This window comes from Streptomyces roseirectus (assembly GCF_014489635.1).
GTDB lineage: Bacteria > Actinomycetota > Actinomycetes > Streptomycetales > Streptomycetaceae > Streptomyces > Streptomyces roseirectus.
Genome location: NZ_CP060828.1, coordinates 4,349,020 through 4,365,575 on the forward strand (window position 1 = coordinate 4,349,020; position 16,556 = coordinate 4,365,575).

9 protein-coding genes are annotated in these 16,556 nt (G+C 73.6%); all 9 read right to left on the reverse strand.

Translation table 11 applies throughout. The annotated features are described in order from the left end of the window. Nucleotides 1-65: 65 nt before the first annotated feature. Complete coding sequence (locus tag IAG44_RS17970) at nt 66-1,622, reverse strand: alpha/beta hydrolase (protein WP_187748114.1); 1,557 nt, start codon at nt 1,620-1,622, stop codon at nt 66-68. Between the two features lie 102 nt (nt 1,623-1,724). Next, nucleotides 1,725-2,930: a DNA polymerase III subunit delta' gene (locus IAG44_RS17975; protein ID WP_187748115.1), complete on the reverse strand. Its 1,206-nt coding sequence runs from the start codon at nt 2,928-2,930 to the stop codon at nt 1,725-1,727. A gap of 198 nt (nt 2,931-3,128) precedes the next feature. Continuing rightward, entirely contained in the window at nt 3,129-6,458 is a 3,330-nt protein-coding gene (tmk, locus tag IAG44_RS17980; protein ID WP_187748116.1) for a dTMP kinase, read from the reverse strand. Nucleotides 6,459-7,168: 710 nt separating this feature from the next. Beyond that, on the reverse strand, nt 7,169-10,000 hold the full coding sequence (topA, locus tag IAG44_RS17985) for a type I DNA topoisomerase (protein WP_187748117.1): 2,832 nt from the start codon (nt 9,998-10,000) through the stop codon (nt 7,169-7,171). A 268-nt stretch (nt 10,001-10,268) separates the two neighbouring features. After that, a complete protein-coding gene (locus tag IAG44_RS17990) occupies nt 10,269-10,466 on the reverse strand; it encodes a hypothetical protein (RefSeq protein ID WP_187748118.1) in 198 nt (65 codons plus the stop codon). Nucleotides 10,467-10,825: 359 nt separating this feature from the next. Further along, a complete protein-coding gene (locus IAG44_RS17995) occupies nt 10,826-12,346 on the reverse strand; it encodes a DUF7059 domain-containing protein (RefSeq protein WP_187748119.1) in 1,521 nt (506 codons plus the stop codon). 243 nt (nt 12,347-12,589) lie between these two features. After that, the gene (locus IAG44_RS18000) at nt 12,590-13,303 is read right to left on the reverse strand and encodes a small secreted protein (protein WP_187748120.1); all 714 of its coding nucleotides are present in this window, start codon (nt 13,301-13,303) and stop codon (nt 12,590-12,592) included. A 207-nt stretch (nt 13,304-13,510) separates the two neighbouring features. Continuing rightward, a complete protein-coding gene (locus tag IAG44_RS18005; RefSeq protein ID WP_187748121.1) occupies nt 13,511-15,871 on the reverse strand; it encodes a sodium-translocating pyrophosphatase in 2,361 nt (786 codons plus the stop codon). A gap of 244 nt (nt 15,872-16,115) precedes the next feature. Beyond that, nucleotides 16,116-16,508, reverse strand: coding sequence for an ATP-binding protein (locus tag IAG44_RS18010; RefSeq protein WP_187748122.1), 393 nt, complete (start codon nt 16,506-16,508; stop codon nt 16,116-16,118). Nucleotides 16,509-16,556: the final 48 nt, after the last annotated feature.

A 16,556-nucleotide genomic window follows, 5' to 3' on the forward strand; every position in this document is an offset into this window, starting at 1 on the left:
GGTCGTAAGTCTACACAGTTTCGAGGGGTGCTCCGACCACCCTGGTGGGGCGCCTGGTGGAGCGCCTAGGAGCAGCGGAGGCCGGTGGATGGGACGGTGCCTCGCAGGAGGTACGCGTTGATCGCGGAGTCGACGCACACGCTGCCCCGCCCGTACGCGGTGTGCCCGTCGCCGTCGTACGTGAGGAGCCGCCCGGAGGAGAGCTGGGCGGCGAGGGACTGGGCCCAGCGGTAGGGCGTGGCGGGATCGCGGAGGGTGCCGACGACGAGGATGGGCGCCGCGCCGTCGGCGGTGATGCGGTGCGGCGTGCCGGTCGCGCGGACGGGCCAGTACGCGCAGTTGAGGGAGGCCCAGCCCATGCCCTCGCCGAAGACGGGGGACGCCTTCTCGAAGGCGGGGAGGGCGGCGCGGATCTCCTCGGGCGTGGCGTAGGCCGGCGGCAGGTCGAGGCAGTTCACCGCGGCGTTGGCGGACATGAGGTTGGCGTAGTGGCCGGCGGAGTCGCGTTCGTAGTAGCTGTCCGCGAGGACGAGCAGACCGGCGCCGTCGTTCTCGCGGATCGCCGCCGACAGCGCCTCCCGCAGCCGCTCCCAACTGCTCTCGTCGTACATCGCGGCGATCACCCCGGTCGTCGCGAGGGCTTCGCCGAGCGTGCGGCCGTCCGCGTCGCCCGTCGGGAGGGGGCGCGCGTCGGCGCGGCGGAAGAACGCCTTGAGGCCCGCGCCGACCTGCGCGGGCGTGCCGGTGAACGGGCAGTCGGGGTGCCGGACGCAGTCCTTCGCGAACGACTGGAACGCCGTCTCGAAGCCGGCGGTCTGGTCGAGGTTCAGCCGGCGCGCGGGGAGCGAGGGGTCCATCGCGCCGTCGAGGACGAGGCGCCCGACGCGCTCGGGGAACAGCCCGGCGTACGTCGCACCGAGGAACGTCCCGTACGACGCCCCGACGTACGTCAGCTTCGCGTCGCCGAGCGCCGCCCGCAGGACGTCCATGTCGCGCGCGGCCTCGACGGTCGAGACGTGCCGCAGGAGCCGGGGCGCGTCGGCGCCGCAGCCCTCCGCGAACTTCCGGTAGGACGCGACCAGCGCGTCCGTCTCACGCGGGTCGTCGGGCGTCATGTCGGTCTGCGTGTACGCGTCCATCGCGCGCCCGTCGAGGCATGTCACAGGCTCGCTGCGGGCGACGCCGCGCGGGTCGACGGCGACCATGTCGTACCGTGCGCGCACCTGCGCCGGGTAGCCGAGCCCGGCGTACTGCTGGAGGTAGCCGACCGCCGAGCCGCCGGGGCCACCGGGGTTGACCAGCAGCGATCCGAGCCGCGTCCCCGGCCCGGTCGCCTTCTTCCGGGCCACCGCGAGGCGGACGTCCCCGGCGGCCGGCTTCGCGTAGTCCAGCGGCGCCTTCATCGTCGCGCACTCGAACCCCGGCACCCCGCAGCTGCGCCACCGCAGCTTCTGCCCGTAGTACGGCGCCAACTGCGCCGGCGTCGACCTCGGCAGCGCCACCAGCGCCGTCCGCGCGGTATCGGCCGTCGGCACGGAGCACCCGCTCAGCAGCAGGGCCGCCGAGGCGAGCGACGCGAAGAGAGCGAGCGGGGTACGGGAGCGAGGACGACTGGGACTCATACACCGAGAGTAACGGTAAGCAACAATCCGTAGCCGATTCGTCCGTGATTCACCCCGGACGAGTGACAGCCCCGTCAACTCACGGTGACGCCGGGGCCGTTCTCACCCTTCCCGCAGCGCCATCGTCATCGCCTCCACCGCCAGCAGCGGCGCCACGTTCCGGTCCAGCGCCACCCGGCACGCCCCGATCGCCTCGATCCGCCGCAACGTCGCCTCCGGGGACCCCTCGCGGGCAAGCCGTTCCAGCGTGTCCTCGGCGTCCGCGTTGGCGAGGGCGACCCGGGTGCCGAGCTGGAGGGCGAGGACGTCGCGGTAGAACGCGGTGAGGTCGGTGAGCGCGAGGTCGAGGCTGTCGCGCTGCGTACGCGTGCGCCGGCGCTTCTGCTTGTCCTCCAGGTCCTTCATCACGCCCGCCGTGCCACGCGGCATCCGGCCCCCCTGCGCCGCGCCGAGCGCCGCCTTCAGCTCCTCGGTCTCCTTGCCGTCGACCTCCTCGGCGAGCACCTTCGCGTCCTCGGCCGCCGCGTCGACGAGTTCCTGCGCCGCCTTCAGCGCCCCGCCGATGTCACCGACGCGCAGCGGCAGCTTCAGCACGGACGCGCGCCGCGCGCGCGCCGCCGGGTCGGTCGCGAGGCGCCGCGCGCGGTCGACGTGCCCCTGCGTCGCGCGCGCGGCGGACGCGGCGACGGCCGGCTCGATGCCCTCGCGCCGCACCAGCATGTCGGCGACGGCGTCCACGGACGGGGTGCCCAGGTTGAGGTGCCGACAGCGGGAGCGGATCGTCGGCAGGACGTCCTCCAGGGACGGCGCGCACAGCAGCCAGACCGTGCGCGGCGCCGGTTCCTCCACCGCCTTCAGGACCGCGTTCGCCGACTTCTCGTTCAGCCGTTCCGCGTCCTCGACGAGGATGATCTGCCAGCGGCCGTTCGCCGGGGAGGTGAACGACTTGCGCACCGTGTCCCGCATGTCCTCCGCGAGGATCTGCGTGCCGACCGCCGCGACCGTCGTCACGTCCGCGTGCGTCCCGATCAGCGCCGTGTGGCAGCCGTCGCAGAAACCGCACCCCGGCGCTCCGCCCAGCGCCCGGTCCGGGCTCACGCACTGCAGCGCCGCCGCGAACGCCCGCGCCACCTGCGTACGCCCCGACCCGGGCGGCCCCGTGAACAGCCACGCGTGCGTCATCTTCGACGCCTCGGGCGGCGGCGCGTCGGTGGCGGCCGCGGTCACGAACGCGTCGGCGTCCCGAGCGGCAGCCCCCAACTGCCCACTGACCCGCTCCTGCCCGACGAGGTCGTCCCACACGCTCACCCGCGCCCGCCACCTTTCCGCTTCGTCCCGCTCAGCGCCGCATATCCCATTGTGCGGGCCACCACTGACAACGGAGCCCAGCCCGCCCCCACGCCGGGAATCGCCCAGCCCTTCAGGGACGCGGGCCGGTGTCCGACAGGCGGGCGCCACGGTGCCGCACCCGCCCACCGGCAGCCACGGCACCCCTACCGCGCCCGCCTACCGCCGACGCCCGTCCTCGTCATCCCGCCGAGGCCCCAGCAACTCATCGGCCAGCGACGGCAGATCGTCCAACGGCGTCTCCTCGGCCCAGTCCGACCGGGCCCGCTTGCGGGGCGCCCCGCCCTCGTCCACCTGAGGCAGCTCCCGCGTCCGGTCCTCCGCCTCGTCCCGGAAGAACCCTGGCGGCACCCGGTCGGCGGGCGTCTCCCCGCGCACGGGCGGCAGCACGGCCGTCTCCTCGACGTCGGCGCCGGAGTCCCCGACGGCCCACGACGGCCGCCCGGCGCCCGGCTGGGGCAGCTCGGCCGTCACGTCGCCCGCCCCGGAGGGAGCGTCGTCCTTGACCAGCCGGACCGGCGGCAGCACGGCCGTCTCCTCGACGTCCCGCCCCCGCGCGGCCTCCTGCGGCGTCACTGCGGGCGTGGGCACGGTGGCCGCCTCCGAAGGAGTGGGCCACCCACCCTTCCGGCCCGCGCCAGAGCCCGCGCCGGATCCTGCGCCAGACCCCGCGCCGGAACCGCCGCCCTCGCGCACGGCGGGCCAAGCGGCCGACTCCCCGGACTCGGTCCGCAGATCCCGCCCCTCGGACGCCCCCTGGGCGCCCGCGCCCCCGCGCGCGGCGGGCCAGCTCACCGCCCCGGCACCGGTCCCGGGCTCACCGCCGACGGGCCACCCGCCGACCGGCGTCCCATGGGGCGGCGTCCGAGGCCCGGCCTGCGCGGCGGCAGCGGCCTCCTCGGCCGCCCGTCGCGCCTCCTCGGCCCGCACCAGCGCCTCTTCGGCCCGTCGCTGCTTCTCCAGGCGCCGCGCCTCGGCCTCGGCCCGCAGCCGCGCCTCCTCCTCGGCCTGCTGACGGCGCCGCTCCTCCTCGGCGGCCCGCCGCGCCTCTTCCTCGGCGCGCGCCTTCTCCTCGGCGAGGAGCCGGGCCCGCTCCTCCTCGGCCCGCTTGCGCGCTTCCTCCGCGCGCACGCGCGCCTCCTCGGCCTGCCGTTCGGCCTCGCGCCGCTGCGCCTCCTCCAGCTCGCGCCGCTTGCGCTCCTCCTCCTCGGCGCGGAGCTTGGCAAGCTGCTCCTGGCGCTCGCGCTCCAGGCGCTCCTCCTCGGCCTTGCGGGCGGCCTCTTCCTCGGCCTTGCGCCGGGCCTCCTCCTCGGCCTTCCGGCGCGCCTCCTCCTGGGCCTCGATCTCGGCCTCGGACAGGGGCAGCAGCTGGTCGAGGCGCGCGCGGACGACGGTCGTGACGGCCTCGGGCTCCTGCCCGGCGTCGACGACGAGGTAGCGGCCGGGGTCGGCGGCGGCGAGCGTGAGGAAACCGGTCCGCACGCGCGCGTGGAACTCGGCGGGCTCGGACTCCAGCCGGTCCGGCGCCTCGGTGAACCGCTCGCGGGCGGTCTCCGGGGAGACGTCCAGCAGGACCGTCAGGTGCGGGACGAGCCCGTCGGTGGCCCAGCGCGAGATGCGGGCGATCTCGACCGGCGAGAGGTCGCGCCCGGCGCCCTGGTAGGCGACGGACGAGTCGACGTACCGGTCGGTGATGACGACGGCGCCGCGCTCCAGGGCGGGCCGGACGACGGTGTCGACGTGCTCGGCGCGGTCGGCGGCGTACAGCAGCGCCTCCGCGCGGTGCGAGAGGCCGGCCGACGAGACGTCGAGGAGGATCGAGCGCAGCCGCTTGCCGACCGGCGTCGCGCCGGGCTCGCGGGTGAGGACGACCTCGTGCCCCTTGGCCCTTATCCACTCGGCGAGCGCTTCGGCCTGGGTCGACTTGCCGGCGCCGTCGCCGCCCTCCAGGGCGATGAAGAAGCCGCTCGTGGCGGGCGCCGTCGCGGGCTCGGAGCCGCCGAGCAGCGCGTCGCGCAGGTCCTGGCGCAGGGGGACGCCGGAGCGGTCGTCGACCTTGGCGAGGACCAGGGCAGCGACCGGCAGCAGCAGCGCGCCGACCAGCATCAGGGTGAACGCGGCGCCGCCGTGCGCGAAGACGAACCGGCCGCTCTCCAGGCGGTGCGGCCCGATGAGCGCGGCCACCAGGGGCGCGATCAGCGCGGCGAGCCCGACGAAGACGCGGACGACGGCGTGCAGGTGCTCGGTGACGCGCGCACGGCGGCTGTCCTCGGTCTCCTGGTCGAGCAGCGCGTGCCCGGTGTTGGCGGCGACGCCCGCGCCCACGCCCGCGAGGGCGACGAGCAGCAGGACGGTCGCGTTGTCCGGGACGAGCCCGGCGGCCAGCAGGCCCACGCCGGTCACCGCGATCGCCAGCGCCAGCAGGCGCCGGCGCGAGAGCGCGGGCAGGATCTTGGGCGCCGTCCGGATGCCGGCGACGACGCCGCCGGTCAGGCCGAGGACGAGCAGGCCGTAGGAGACCGGGCCACCGCCCAGGTCGACGGCCTGGAGAGCGGCCACCGCGACGGCCGCGGCGATCGCCCCGGCCACGGCACCGCAGGCCGCGACCAGCAGCGGGATCGCGCCGGTGCGGCCGGTCTCGGAGCCGTTCGCCGCGCGCGGGCGGCGCAGCCCTTCGAGCGGGGACCGCGCGCGCGGGGTGCTCACCTTGGGCAGTTCCAGCGCGGAGACGACCGACAGGGACGCCGCGAACAGGCCCGCCGCGACGTACGAGGCGAGCGCCGCCTGGTGCTGGTCGAACCACTCGACACCGGCGCCCAGCAGGACGTTCACCAGGCCGGCCGCGATCAGGACGGCCGCGCCCAGCGGGATCGCCGCGAAGCTGGTGCGCAGCGACAGGCGGCGCAGCGCGTCCATGTGGTCCGGCAGCGGCCGTACGGTCGCGCCCTCGGGCGGCGGTGCCGGCAGCAGCGCGGGCGCGGCGCCCTCGCGCGCGACGGTCCACAGCCGCTCGGCGATGCCGGTCACGAAGACCGTGGCCAGCAGCAGCGCCAGCGCGTTGCCCGGCGTCCAGTCGATCCACAGGGGCGCGACGATCAGCAGCACCGCGCGCACGCCGTCGGCCCCGGCCATCGTCCAGCGGCGGTCCAGCGGGCCGCCGGGCGCGGTCAGCGAGGTCAGGGGGCCGAGGAGGACGGCGCCGAAGAGGACGGTGGCCACGATCCGCACACCGAGGACGAGCGCCACGCTGAGCGCCATGCCCCGGTATCCGCCGCCCAGGGACTCCTGCGCGACGGCGGCCTGGAGCACGAGGAAGACCAGCACGAGGACGGCGAGGGCGTCGCCCACCCCGCCCACCAGATGGGCGCTCCACAGCCGCCGCAACTGGGGCTGCCTCAGCAACGCCCGCACGGCGCGCTCACGTGAGTCCACCACCAGGGCGTCATTCTCTGCCGGGTGAAGGCCCGTCGGCTGCTCGGCTCGCGTCATGCTTTCAGCCTATCCGCCCCCGCTGACAGCCCACCCCCACAGGAGCGCGCCGGGCCGCACCCACCCCGAACCCGCACCGAAAAACGACAACGACCCCGCGCCCGCCCCTCCCTTGCCGGGGGCGACACAGGGCCGTATCGACGACCGCACCTTTCGGCCACCCCCGGCGCGCGCGTGCCTGCGGCCACCCCGAGGCGCGCGTGCCTGCGGGCCGCTGGCCGTCGCTCCTCAGGAGCCCCCCCGGCCTCCCGGCCGGGGCCCGCGTGCCTGCGGGCCGCCGAAAGCCGACGCCCGCCATGGCCTCGGCGGGGTCCTCGGGCACGCGCGCCCGCTGGCCGCTGTCCTCCGACCGCGCCTGCCGGCCGCCGCAGGGGACGGCAGTGACTGCCGACCGGCCGTCTGAGGGACGGCCATGTATGCCGGTCAGCCACCTCAGGGACGACCACGCCTGCCGGCCGCCGCAGGGGGACTGCCGTGGCTGCCTGCCGGGCCGCCTCAGGGACGACGGGACGACCGCGTCTGCCGCCCAGCCGCCCCGAGACCAGCCAGCCACCCCGAAGCCGACGATGCCACCCCGAGGCCAGCGATGCCGCTCCGGCCGGCCGAGCCGCCGGCCGGGGTCACCCGAGGCCGGCCATGCCCGCCCCGCTCACCCGACCGGCCACGTCGCCAGCCGTACCCGCCCCTCAGCGGGCAGTCCCGGCTGCCGCTCAGTCCTCCGCCGGCGCGGCCGTCTTCCGCGCCGCGGTGGTCTTCTTCGCGGTGGTCGTCTTCTTGGCCGCCGTCGTCTTCTTCGCGGCCGTCTTCTTGGCGGCGGCCGTCTTGGTCGCGGCGGCCTTCTTCGCCGGGGCCTTCTTGGCGGGCGCCTTCTTCGCGGTCTTCTTGGCCGGCCCCTTCGCCCGCTTCTCGGCGAGGAGTTCGTAGCCGCGCTCGGGGGTGATCTCCTCGACGCTGTCGCCGGAGCGCAGCGTCGCGTTGGTCTCGCCGTCGGTGACGTACGGCCCGAACCGCCCGTCCTTGACGACGACCGGCTTCCCGCTGACCGGGTCCGCGCCCAGCTCCTTCAGCGGCGGCTTGGCGGCGGCGCGCCCGCGCTGCTTGGGCTGCGCGTAGATCGCCAGGGCCTCTTCGAGGGTGATCGTGAAGAGCTGTTCCTCGGTCTGGAGCGACCGGGAGTCGGTGCCCTTCTTGAGGTAGGGCCCGTAGCGCCCGTTCTGCGCGGTGATCTCGACGCCCTCGGCGTCGGCGCCGACCACGCGCGGGAGGGACATCAGCTTGAGCGCGTCGTCCAGGGTGACGGTGTCCAGGGACATCGACTTGAACAGCGAGGCCGTGCGCGGCTTGACCGCGTTCTTGCCGGTCTTCGGCGTGCCCTCGGGCAGCACCTCGGTGACGTACGGCCCGTACCGGCCGTCCCGGGCGATGATCTGGTGCCCGGAGACCGGGTCGGTGCCGAGTTCGAAGTCACCGCTCGGCTTGGCGAGCAGTTCCTCGGCGAGTTCGACGGACAGCTCGTCGGGCGCCAGGTCCTCGGGGACGTCGGCGCGCTGGTGGCCCTCGGAGTCCTTCTCGCCGCGCTCGATGTACGGCCCGTAGCGGCCGACCCGCAGGACGATCCCGTCGCCGACGGGGACGGAGGACACCTCGCGCGCGTCGATCGCGCCGAGGTCGGTCACCAGCTCCTTGAGGCCGCCGAGGTGGTCCCCGTCGCCGTTGCCGGCGTCGGCCGCGCCGCCACCGACCGTGCCCTCGCCGAAGTAGAACCGCTTGAGCCACGGCACGGACTGGGCGTCCCCGCGCGCGATGGCGTCGAGGTCGTCCTCCATCTTGGCGGTGAAGTCGTAGTCGACGAGCCGCCCGAAGTGCTTCTCCAGGAGGTTGACGACGGCGAAGGACAGGAACGACGGGACGAGCGCCGTGCCCTTCTTGAAGATGTAGCCGCGGTCGAGGATGGTCCCGATGATCGACGCGTACGTGGACGGGCGGCCGATCTCGCGCTCTTCGAGCTCCTTGACGAGGGACGCCTCGGTGTAGCGGGCCGGGGGCTTGGTCGCGTGCCCGTCGACCGTGATCTCCTCGGCGGCCAGCGGGTCGCCCTCGGTGACCTGGGGCAGACGGCGCTCGCGGTCGTCCAGCTCGGCGTTCGGGTCGTCCGCGCCCTCGACGTACGCCTTCAGGAAGCCGTGGAAGGTGATCGTCTTGCCGGAGGCGCTGAACTCGACGTTCCGGCCGTCGGCGGCGGTGCCGCCGATCTTGACGGTGACGCTGTTGCCGGTGGCGTCCTTCATCTGGGAGGCGACCGTGCGCTTCCAGATCAGCTCGTAGAGGCGGAACTGGTCGCCGGTCAGGCCCGTCTCGGCCGGGGTGCGGAAACGATCACCCGAGGGACGGATCGCCTCGTGCGCCTCCTGGGCGTTCTTGACCTTGGCGGCGTACGTGCGCGGGGCGGAGGGGAGGTAGTCGGCCCCGTACAGCTGCGTGACCTGCGCGCGGGCGGCGGTGATCGCCGTGTCGCTCAGGGTCGTCGAGTCCGTACGCATGTAGGTGATGTAGCCGTTCTCGTACAGCTTCTGGGCCACCTGCATGGTCGCCTTCGCGCCGAAGCCGAGTTTGCGGCTGGCCTCCTGCTGGAGGGTCGTCGTACGGAACGGGGCGTACGGGGAGCGTCGGTACGGCTTCGACTCGACGGACCGGACGGAGAACGCGGTGTCGGCGAGGGCGGCGGCCAGGGCGCGGGCGTTCGCCTCGTCGAGGTGGAGGACCTGCTCGCTCTTGAGTTGTCCCAGGGAGTCGAAGTCGCGGCCCTGCGCGACCCGCCTGCCGTCGACGGTCTGGAGGCGGGCGACCAGCGACGACGGGTCCGACGGGTCTCCCGCGCGGCCGGTCGCGAAGGTCCCCGTCAGGTCCCAGTACTCAGCAGAACGAAAAGCGATGCGCTCGCGTTCCCGCTCGACGACGAGTCGGGTCGCGACGGACTGGACACGGCCGGCCGACAGGCGCGGCATGACCTTCTTCCACAGGACCGGCGAGACCTCGTAGCCGTAGAGGCGGTCGAGGATGCGGCGGGTCTCCTGGGCGTCGACGAGCCGCTGGTTGAGCTGGCGGGGGTTGGCGACGGCGGCCCGGATCGCGTCCTTGGTGATCTCGTGGAAGACCATGCGCTTGACGGGGATCTTGGGCTTCAGGACCTCCTGGAGGTGCCAGGCGATCGCCTCGCCCTCGCGGTCCTCATCGGTGGCCAGGAAGAGTTCGTCGGACTCCTTGAGGAGGTCCTTGAGCTTCTTGACCTGCGCGCGCTTGTCGGCGTTGATCACGTAGATGGGCTGGAAGTCGTGCTCGACGTCCACGCCCAGGCGCCTGGCCTCGCCGGTGTACTTCTCGGGCACCTCGGCGGCGCCGTTGGGGAGGTCACGGATGTGCCCGACACTGGCCTCGACGACATATCCGGGGCCGAGATAGCCCTTGATCGTCTTGGCCTTGGCAGGCGACTCGACGATGACGAGTCGCCGTCCGCCCTTCGCGGTCTCGCTTGTCGGGGACAACTTCGCTCTTCTCTCCGGTCGACGCTCGGGCCTCCCCGGGCTTCGTCCCGGGGCACAGTCATGGTGACGCTGCGGAGTGTGACGGTACATCCCGCCCCCGTGTCAAACGGGAAAAGCCCGCAACGGCCACTCGAACGGTAACCCGACTACCGCCATTCCTGCCGCCCGGAGTCCGCGCCGACGGTTTTCCGACGGCCGACGGCACACCGCACCCGCGCACCGGCACGGCGCCCGCGCGCGGGAAGCCCCGCAGCGTCCCGGCCCCTCCTCAGACCCGCGTGAGGCACCACCCCGCGACGGCGAGCGACGCCACCGCGACGGCCGTCGCGAACGTCACCGAGACCCCTTGCCGCACCCCGTGCGCGACCGGCTGGCGCTGGCGCGCGCGTACGGCCGTCCACACCAGCAGCGCGCCCCCGAACAGGGCGAACACCGCCCCCGCGAAGATCGCCGGCCCACTCTCCATGTCCGTCCTCGCCCCCTCGTCCCGCCACACGCGCGTGCGGCTGCGGCGGACCCTGCCACGCCCGGACGGCACCCCGGCGAACCCGAGGTGAACACAGCCCCGCCACTCCCCGGACCCCCGCCCGCGGGCCCGGCGCACCGACGCGCACGCCCGGCACACACGCCCCACGCGCGGGTGGGTTTCCGGCCGACTTGCGTACCGGACGCGCACGGGCCGGGAAGGGCGGGCCATAACCGGCCGACCGGGCTGTCAGTGCCGCGTGCTTCGCTGAAGAGAGGACGCCGGCGCCGGGAAGGGGACCCGACGCACGACCCGCACGGCGACGCGGCCCTCCTCGCCGCCCGCCCGCCCCCGGACGATCACGCGGTGACCGGCTCCAGGAACCCCTGTTCCACCAGCAGCCGGATCTGCGCGGGCGTACGGTCCCGCAGCACCACCGGGTCCTCGCCGACGAGCTGGGCGATCGCGTCGAGGATCACCCCGGCGCTCAGCGACCCGTCGCACACGCCCGCGAACCCGGCGCCGACGGTGTCGACCTTGGTGGCCCGGCGCATCCCCCGGTGCTGGCGCAGGACGACGTGCTCGGGGTCGTCCGCGCCGGGCAGCCCGACCTGTTCCTGGACGACCTCGGGGGCGAGCGTGAAGTGGGCGGCGAGGAGGGCCGCGTCGTCGTGGTCGCGCAGGTAGTCGACGCGCTCGAAGTGCGCGCGGATCGCGTCCCCGAGGGGCTGCTCGACGGAGTGCGGCCACTCCTCGACCGTGAGGGACGGCTCGGCGGCGGACGTCCTGCGCAGGGTGATCCACCCGAAGCCGACGGCCTTCACCTTGCGCGCCTCGAACTCGTCCAGCCAGGCGTCGTAGCGCTCCTGGTAGGCCGTCGGGTCGTCGCGGTGGTCGCCGGCGTCGCGCAGCCACAGCTCGGCGTACTGGGTGACGTCCTGCACCTCGCGCTGGACGATCCAGGCGTCGCAGCCGCGCGGCACCCAGGAGCGCAGCCGGTCCTGCCAGTCCTCGCCCTCGACGTGCTGCCAGTTGGCGAGGAACTGCGCGTACCCGCCGTCGTTCAGCCGCTCGCCGGCGCCCTGGACGAGCGCGCGGCACAGGTCGTCGCCGCCCATGCCGCCGTCCCGGTAGGTCAGGCGGGCGCCGGGGGAGATGACGAAGGGCGGGTTGGAGACGACCAGGTCGTACGTCTCGCCGTCTCGCAGGGGCTCGTACAGCGAGCCCGCGCGCAGGTCGGCCGCCGGGACGCCGGAAAGGGCGAGCGTGAGGGCGGTGATGTGCAGGGCGCGGGGGTTGAGGTCGGTGGCCGTCACGCGCGTGGCGTGCCGGGCGGCGTGCAGCGCCTGGATGCCGGAGCCGGTGCCGAGGTCGAGCGCGGAGGCGACGGGCGTGCGGACGGTGATCCCGGCGAGCGTCGTCGAGGCGCCGCCGACGCCGAGCACGACGGCCTCGTCCCGCTTGCCGATGCCGCCGGCGCCGCCGACCGCGCATCCGAGGTCCGAGACGACGTACCAGTCCTCGCCGTCGGGCCCGCCGTACGGGCGTACGTCGACGGTGGCCGCGACCTCGGCGCCCTCGCGGGTCAGCCAGCCGCTCTCCACGCACGCGTCGACCGGCAGGACGTCCGCCACGCGTGCGTGGGGCACCGTGTGCTGGAGGAGGAAGAGGCGGACCAGTGTCTCCAGCGGTGAGCCGCCGCGCGTCGCGCGCAGCGCCGGCACCGTCTCGCTGCGGGCCAGCGCCGCGTACGCGGGGGCGCCGAGCAGGTCGAGCAGGCCGTCGGCGGTGAACGAGGCCGCGAGCAGGGCCTCGCGCAGCCGGGCGGTCACATCGACGCGGTCGGACGAGGGCAGCGGGGAGAGGGTGGCTTCACTCACACGCTCATTGTCCCCCGTCCCCGCCCTCCCGAACGGCTCCGCCCACGAGATCGGGGACCTTCCGGGGCCGTCCCCTAGGGCACAGCGACCACCCTTCGGGCCGGCTCCCCTTAGGGGACACCGGGCCGGAGGAGCACCGCCCGCTCTCCGGGAGCCTCACCGGACGCGAGACCGCCGGCGTCCCTCCCGGAGCCTCGCCGCCCGCCCCGGAGGTCTCGCCGGCCGCCCTCTCAACCCGCTCTCTCAGCCCGCCGTGGAAGAAGCGCTCGGCGTGGCCGAACCAGAAGCCGAGCCCGCACCGGCACCAGCACCGGCGCCCGCGCCGGCCCCCGACGGCGTAGCCGCCCCCGAAGGCGCCCCCGCGCCCCCGACCGACGCCGACTCCGACGCCGGTGCCGACGGAACCGCCGTCTGCTTGCAGCTGTCCTGCTCCACCATCGCCCGCTTCACCTCACCCGTCTCCAGGTCGGTCAGCGCGGTGTCGCTGGTCTTGAGGGTCTTGAGGTCGGAGGCGACGGCTTCGAGGCCGACGGAGAACTTGCCCTCGCTCTTGGTGTCGAGCGCGTCGGTCTTGGTCTTGAGGCCGGCGTACGACGTGGAGAGCGCGGTGAGGGCCGTGACGGCGTTCTGCTGCTTCGTGGCGCCCTCGTCGACGCCCGGGGGCACGCCGGCGGCGCTGATGGCGTCCGCGATGCCCTTGTAGCCGTCGGCCTGCTCCTGGAACGCCTGGGACAGCGTCTGCTGGACCACCTTCGGGGGGAGGCCGTTGCTGGAGACCTTCTGGATCGAGTCGCTGGCGGTGTCGATCTTGGCCTTCAGTGCCGGCAGGTCGGAGCAGAGCTTGCCCGCCCAGGCGACGAGGTCCTTGTTCACCTCGTTCTTGTCGCCGCTGCATCCCGACAGCGTCAGTATCAGAACCGCACCGCCGGACAGCGCGGCCGCGAGCTTCTTGTTCACCGGATCGGTCCCTTCCATGGCTCTCGGCCCCGGAAGATACACGCCGCCCCGGCGCCGCCCTCATCGAGAACGGTCCCTTTGGGCGCCGTCGAGCGTTTTGTCCCGGGGTGCCAAGAGAGAGAAGGCTCACGGCACGCGCGCGGGCACCCGAACAGGCGGCCCACGCGCCCACGCGCGCGAACCGCCCGCCCAGGGAAACGCCCGCCCCTACGGAACAGCCGCCCCCCGCTGCGCGCCCGCCCCTTTCCCGGCCGCGTCCTCCTCCTCGTCCCCCACCGCGATCCCCCGCCGTTTGGACACGTACACCGCCCCCACGATCACCGCGAGCGCGAGCACCGCGACCAGCACCCGCACGCCGACGCTCTCGTCCGCGCCGTACGAGAACTTGATCACCGCGGGGGCGATCAGCAGGGAGACGAGGTTCATGACCTTCAGCAGCGGGTTGATGGCGGGCCCGGCGGTGTCCTTGAAGGGGTCGCCGACCGTGTCGCCGATGACGGTCGCGGCGTGCGCCTCGCTGCCCTTGCCGCCGTGCCGGCCGTCCTCGACGAGCTTCTTGGCGTTGTCCCAGGCGCCCCCGGAGTTCGCGAGGAAGACGGCCATCAGCGTGCCCGCGCCGATCGCGCCCGCGAGGAACGCGCCGAGCGCGCCGACGCCCAGCGTGAACCCGACGAAGATGGGCGCCATGACGGCGAGCAGCCCCGGCGTGGCGAGTTCCCGCAGTGCGTCCTTCGTGCAGATGTCGACGACCCGCCCGTACTCGGGTTTCTCGGTGTAGTCCATGATCCCGGGCTTCTCGCGGAACTGCCGGCGCACCTCGAAGACGACCGAACCGGCCGACCGGGACACCGCGTTGATGGCGAGCCCGGAGAACAGGAACACGACGGCCGCGCCCGCGATCAGCCCGACGAGGTTGTTGGGCTGCGAGATGTCCATCATCAGGCTCATCGGCGCCCCGTCCCCGCTGAGCTGTTCGCCGACATCGCGCGCGCCCGTGGTGATGGCGTCCCGGTACGACCCGAAGAGCGCGGCGGCGGCGAGGACGGCGGTGGCGATGGCGATGCCCTTGGTGATGGCCTTGGTGGTGTTGCCGACGGCGTCGAGGTCGGTGAGCACCTGCGCGCCCGCGCCCTCGACGTCCCCGGACATCTCGGCGATGCCCTGGGCGTTGTCGGAGACGGGCCCGAAGGTGTCCATGGCGACGATCACGCCGACGGTCGTCAGCAGCCCGGTCCCGGCCAGCGCGACCGCGAACAGGGCGAGCATGATCGACGTCCCGCCGAGCAGGAACGCCCCGTACACCCCGAGGCCGATCAGCAGGGCGGTGTAGACGGCCGATTCGAGGCCGATGGAGATCCCGGCCAGGACGACGGTCGCGGGGCCTGTGAGGGACGTCTTGCCGATGTCCTTGACGGGCCGCCGGGTGGTCTCCGTGAAGTACCCGGTGAGCTGCTGGATCAGCGCGGCCAGGACGATCCCGATGGCGACGGCGACCAGGGCGAGGACGCGCGGATCGCCGTCCCGGCCGCTGATCGCGGTGTCGCCGACGCCGTCCAGGTCGCCGTAGGAGCCCGGCAGGTAGACGAAGACGGCGAGGGCGACCAGGGCGAGGGAGATCACGGCGGAGATGAAGAAGCCGCGGTTGATGGCGCTCATGCCGCTGCGGTCGCTGCGGCGCGGGGCGACCGCGAAGACGCCGATCATGGCGGTGATCACACCGATCGCCGGGACCAGCAGCGGGAACGCGAGTCCGGCGTCGCCGAAGGCGGCCTTGCCGAGGATCAGCGCGGCGACCAGGGTCACGGCGTAGGACTCGAAGAGGTCGGCGGCCATCCCCGCGCAGTCGCCGACGTTGTCGCCCACGTTGTCGGCGATGGTCGCGGCGTTGCGGGGGTCGTCCTCCGGGATGCCCTTCTCGACCTTGCCGACCAGGTCGGCGCCGACGTCGGCGGCCTTGGTGAAGATGCCGCCGCCGACCCGCATGAACATGGCGATGAGGGCGGCGCCCAGGCCGAAGCCCTCCAGGACCTTCGGGGCGTCGGCCGCGTAGACCAGGACGACGCAGGAGGCGCCGAAGAGGCCGAGGCCGACCGTGAACATGCCGACGACGCCACCCGTACGGAACGCGATCTTCATCGCTTTGTGGCTGACGGCGGTGAGATCCTTTTCCGGTTCACCTTCCGCCGGTGTCGCTTCTCTGGCCGCCGCGGCGACCCGTACATTACTGCGCACCGCGAGCCACATGCCGATATAACCGGTGGCCGCGGAGAACGCCGCTCCTATCAGAAAGAACAGCGAACGTCCGATCCGCTGATTCCAGTCGTCGGCCGGCAGCAACAGCAGAAGGAAGACCACGACCACCGCGAACACGCCGAGCGTGCGCAGTTGCCTCGCGAGATAGGCGTTCGCGCCCTCCTGGACCGCCGCCGCGATCTCCTTCATGCGGTCGGTGCCCTCGCCGGCCCGCAGCACCTGACGCAGCAGCACACCCGCGACGGCGAGCGCCGCCAGCGCGACGAGGGCGATGACCACCACCAGGACACGATTTCCGTCGGTCAGCTCCGCCATTCGTCCTCCTTGACGCTTGGGCTGAGCTCAAAGATGTGGACGGATTGTAGGTACCGGAACCCGATCAATACAGTGCGGGGGAGGCAGAATTCGCCGCCGCGTCAAGTAATGAGTTCGGGGCATTGATCGTGAATTCCTTCACGCACCCAAGATTGTTTTTACGAATCCAGTGTAAATGTTAATCGGCGGGCCCGCACATGCCGAAGGGCCCCACTGCGGGGGCCCTTCAGGTACCGCGGGGTGATTATGCCGATGTGGCCGGCCACGTCATCCGGATCAGTCCCGGGGTGACCTGTACGTCGTCCACGAGCCCGCTGATGACCGCGAGGCCCATGTCGTCCTCCTCGGCCTCGGGGCCGCCGGACGCGCCGTCGCCGGGGGCCGCGGCCGGGGCCTCGTCGCCGACCTCGATGGAGAACTGCTTCTCCTCCTCGATCAGCGCGACCTTCACGGGCGCGGTGAGCCCGGCGCTCTGGTGGAGCCCCACCGCGCGCGTGCATGCCTCGCCGACGGCGAGCCGGACCTCGTCGAGTACGGCCTCGTCCACTCCGGCCCTGCGCGCCACCGCTGCCGCCACCAGTCGGGCGGTCCTGACGTGCTCGGGCAGCGCGCTGAAGCGGAGTTCAACGGTGGCCATGCGTCCCCCTCGGAACTACGGGCGTGCTGTGGGAAGGCCGGGCCGCCG

What these genes read in the sequence shown, in the direction of transcription:
- IAG44_RS17970 (WP_187748114.1), bottom strand. Translation starts at nt 1,622, where the DNA reads ATGAGTCCCAGTCGTCCTCGCTCCCGTACCCCGCTCGCTCTCTTCGCG.
- tmk (WP_187748116.1), bottom strand. Translation starts at nt 6,458, where the DNA reads ATGACGCGAGCCGAGCAGCCGACGGGCCTTCACCCGGCAGAGAATGAC.
- IAG44_RS17990 (WP_187748118.1), bottom strand. Translation starts at nt 10,466, where the DNA reads ATGGAGAGTGGGCCGGCGATCTTCGCGGGGGCGGTGTTCGCCCTGTTC.
- IAG44_RS18005 (WP_187748121.1), bottom strand. Translation starts at nt 15,871, where the DNA reads ATGGCGGAGCTGACCGACGGAAATCGTGTCCTGGTGGTGGTCATCGCC.
- IAG44_RS18010 (WP_187748122.1), bottom strand. Translation starts at nt 16,508, where the DNA reads ATGGCCACCGTTGAACTCCGCTTCAGCGCGCTGCCCGAGCACGTCAGG.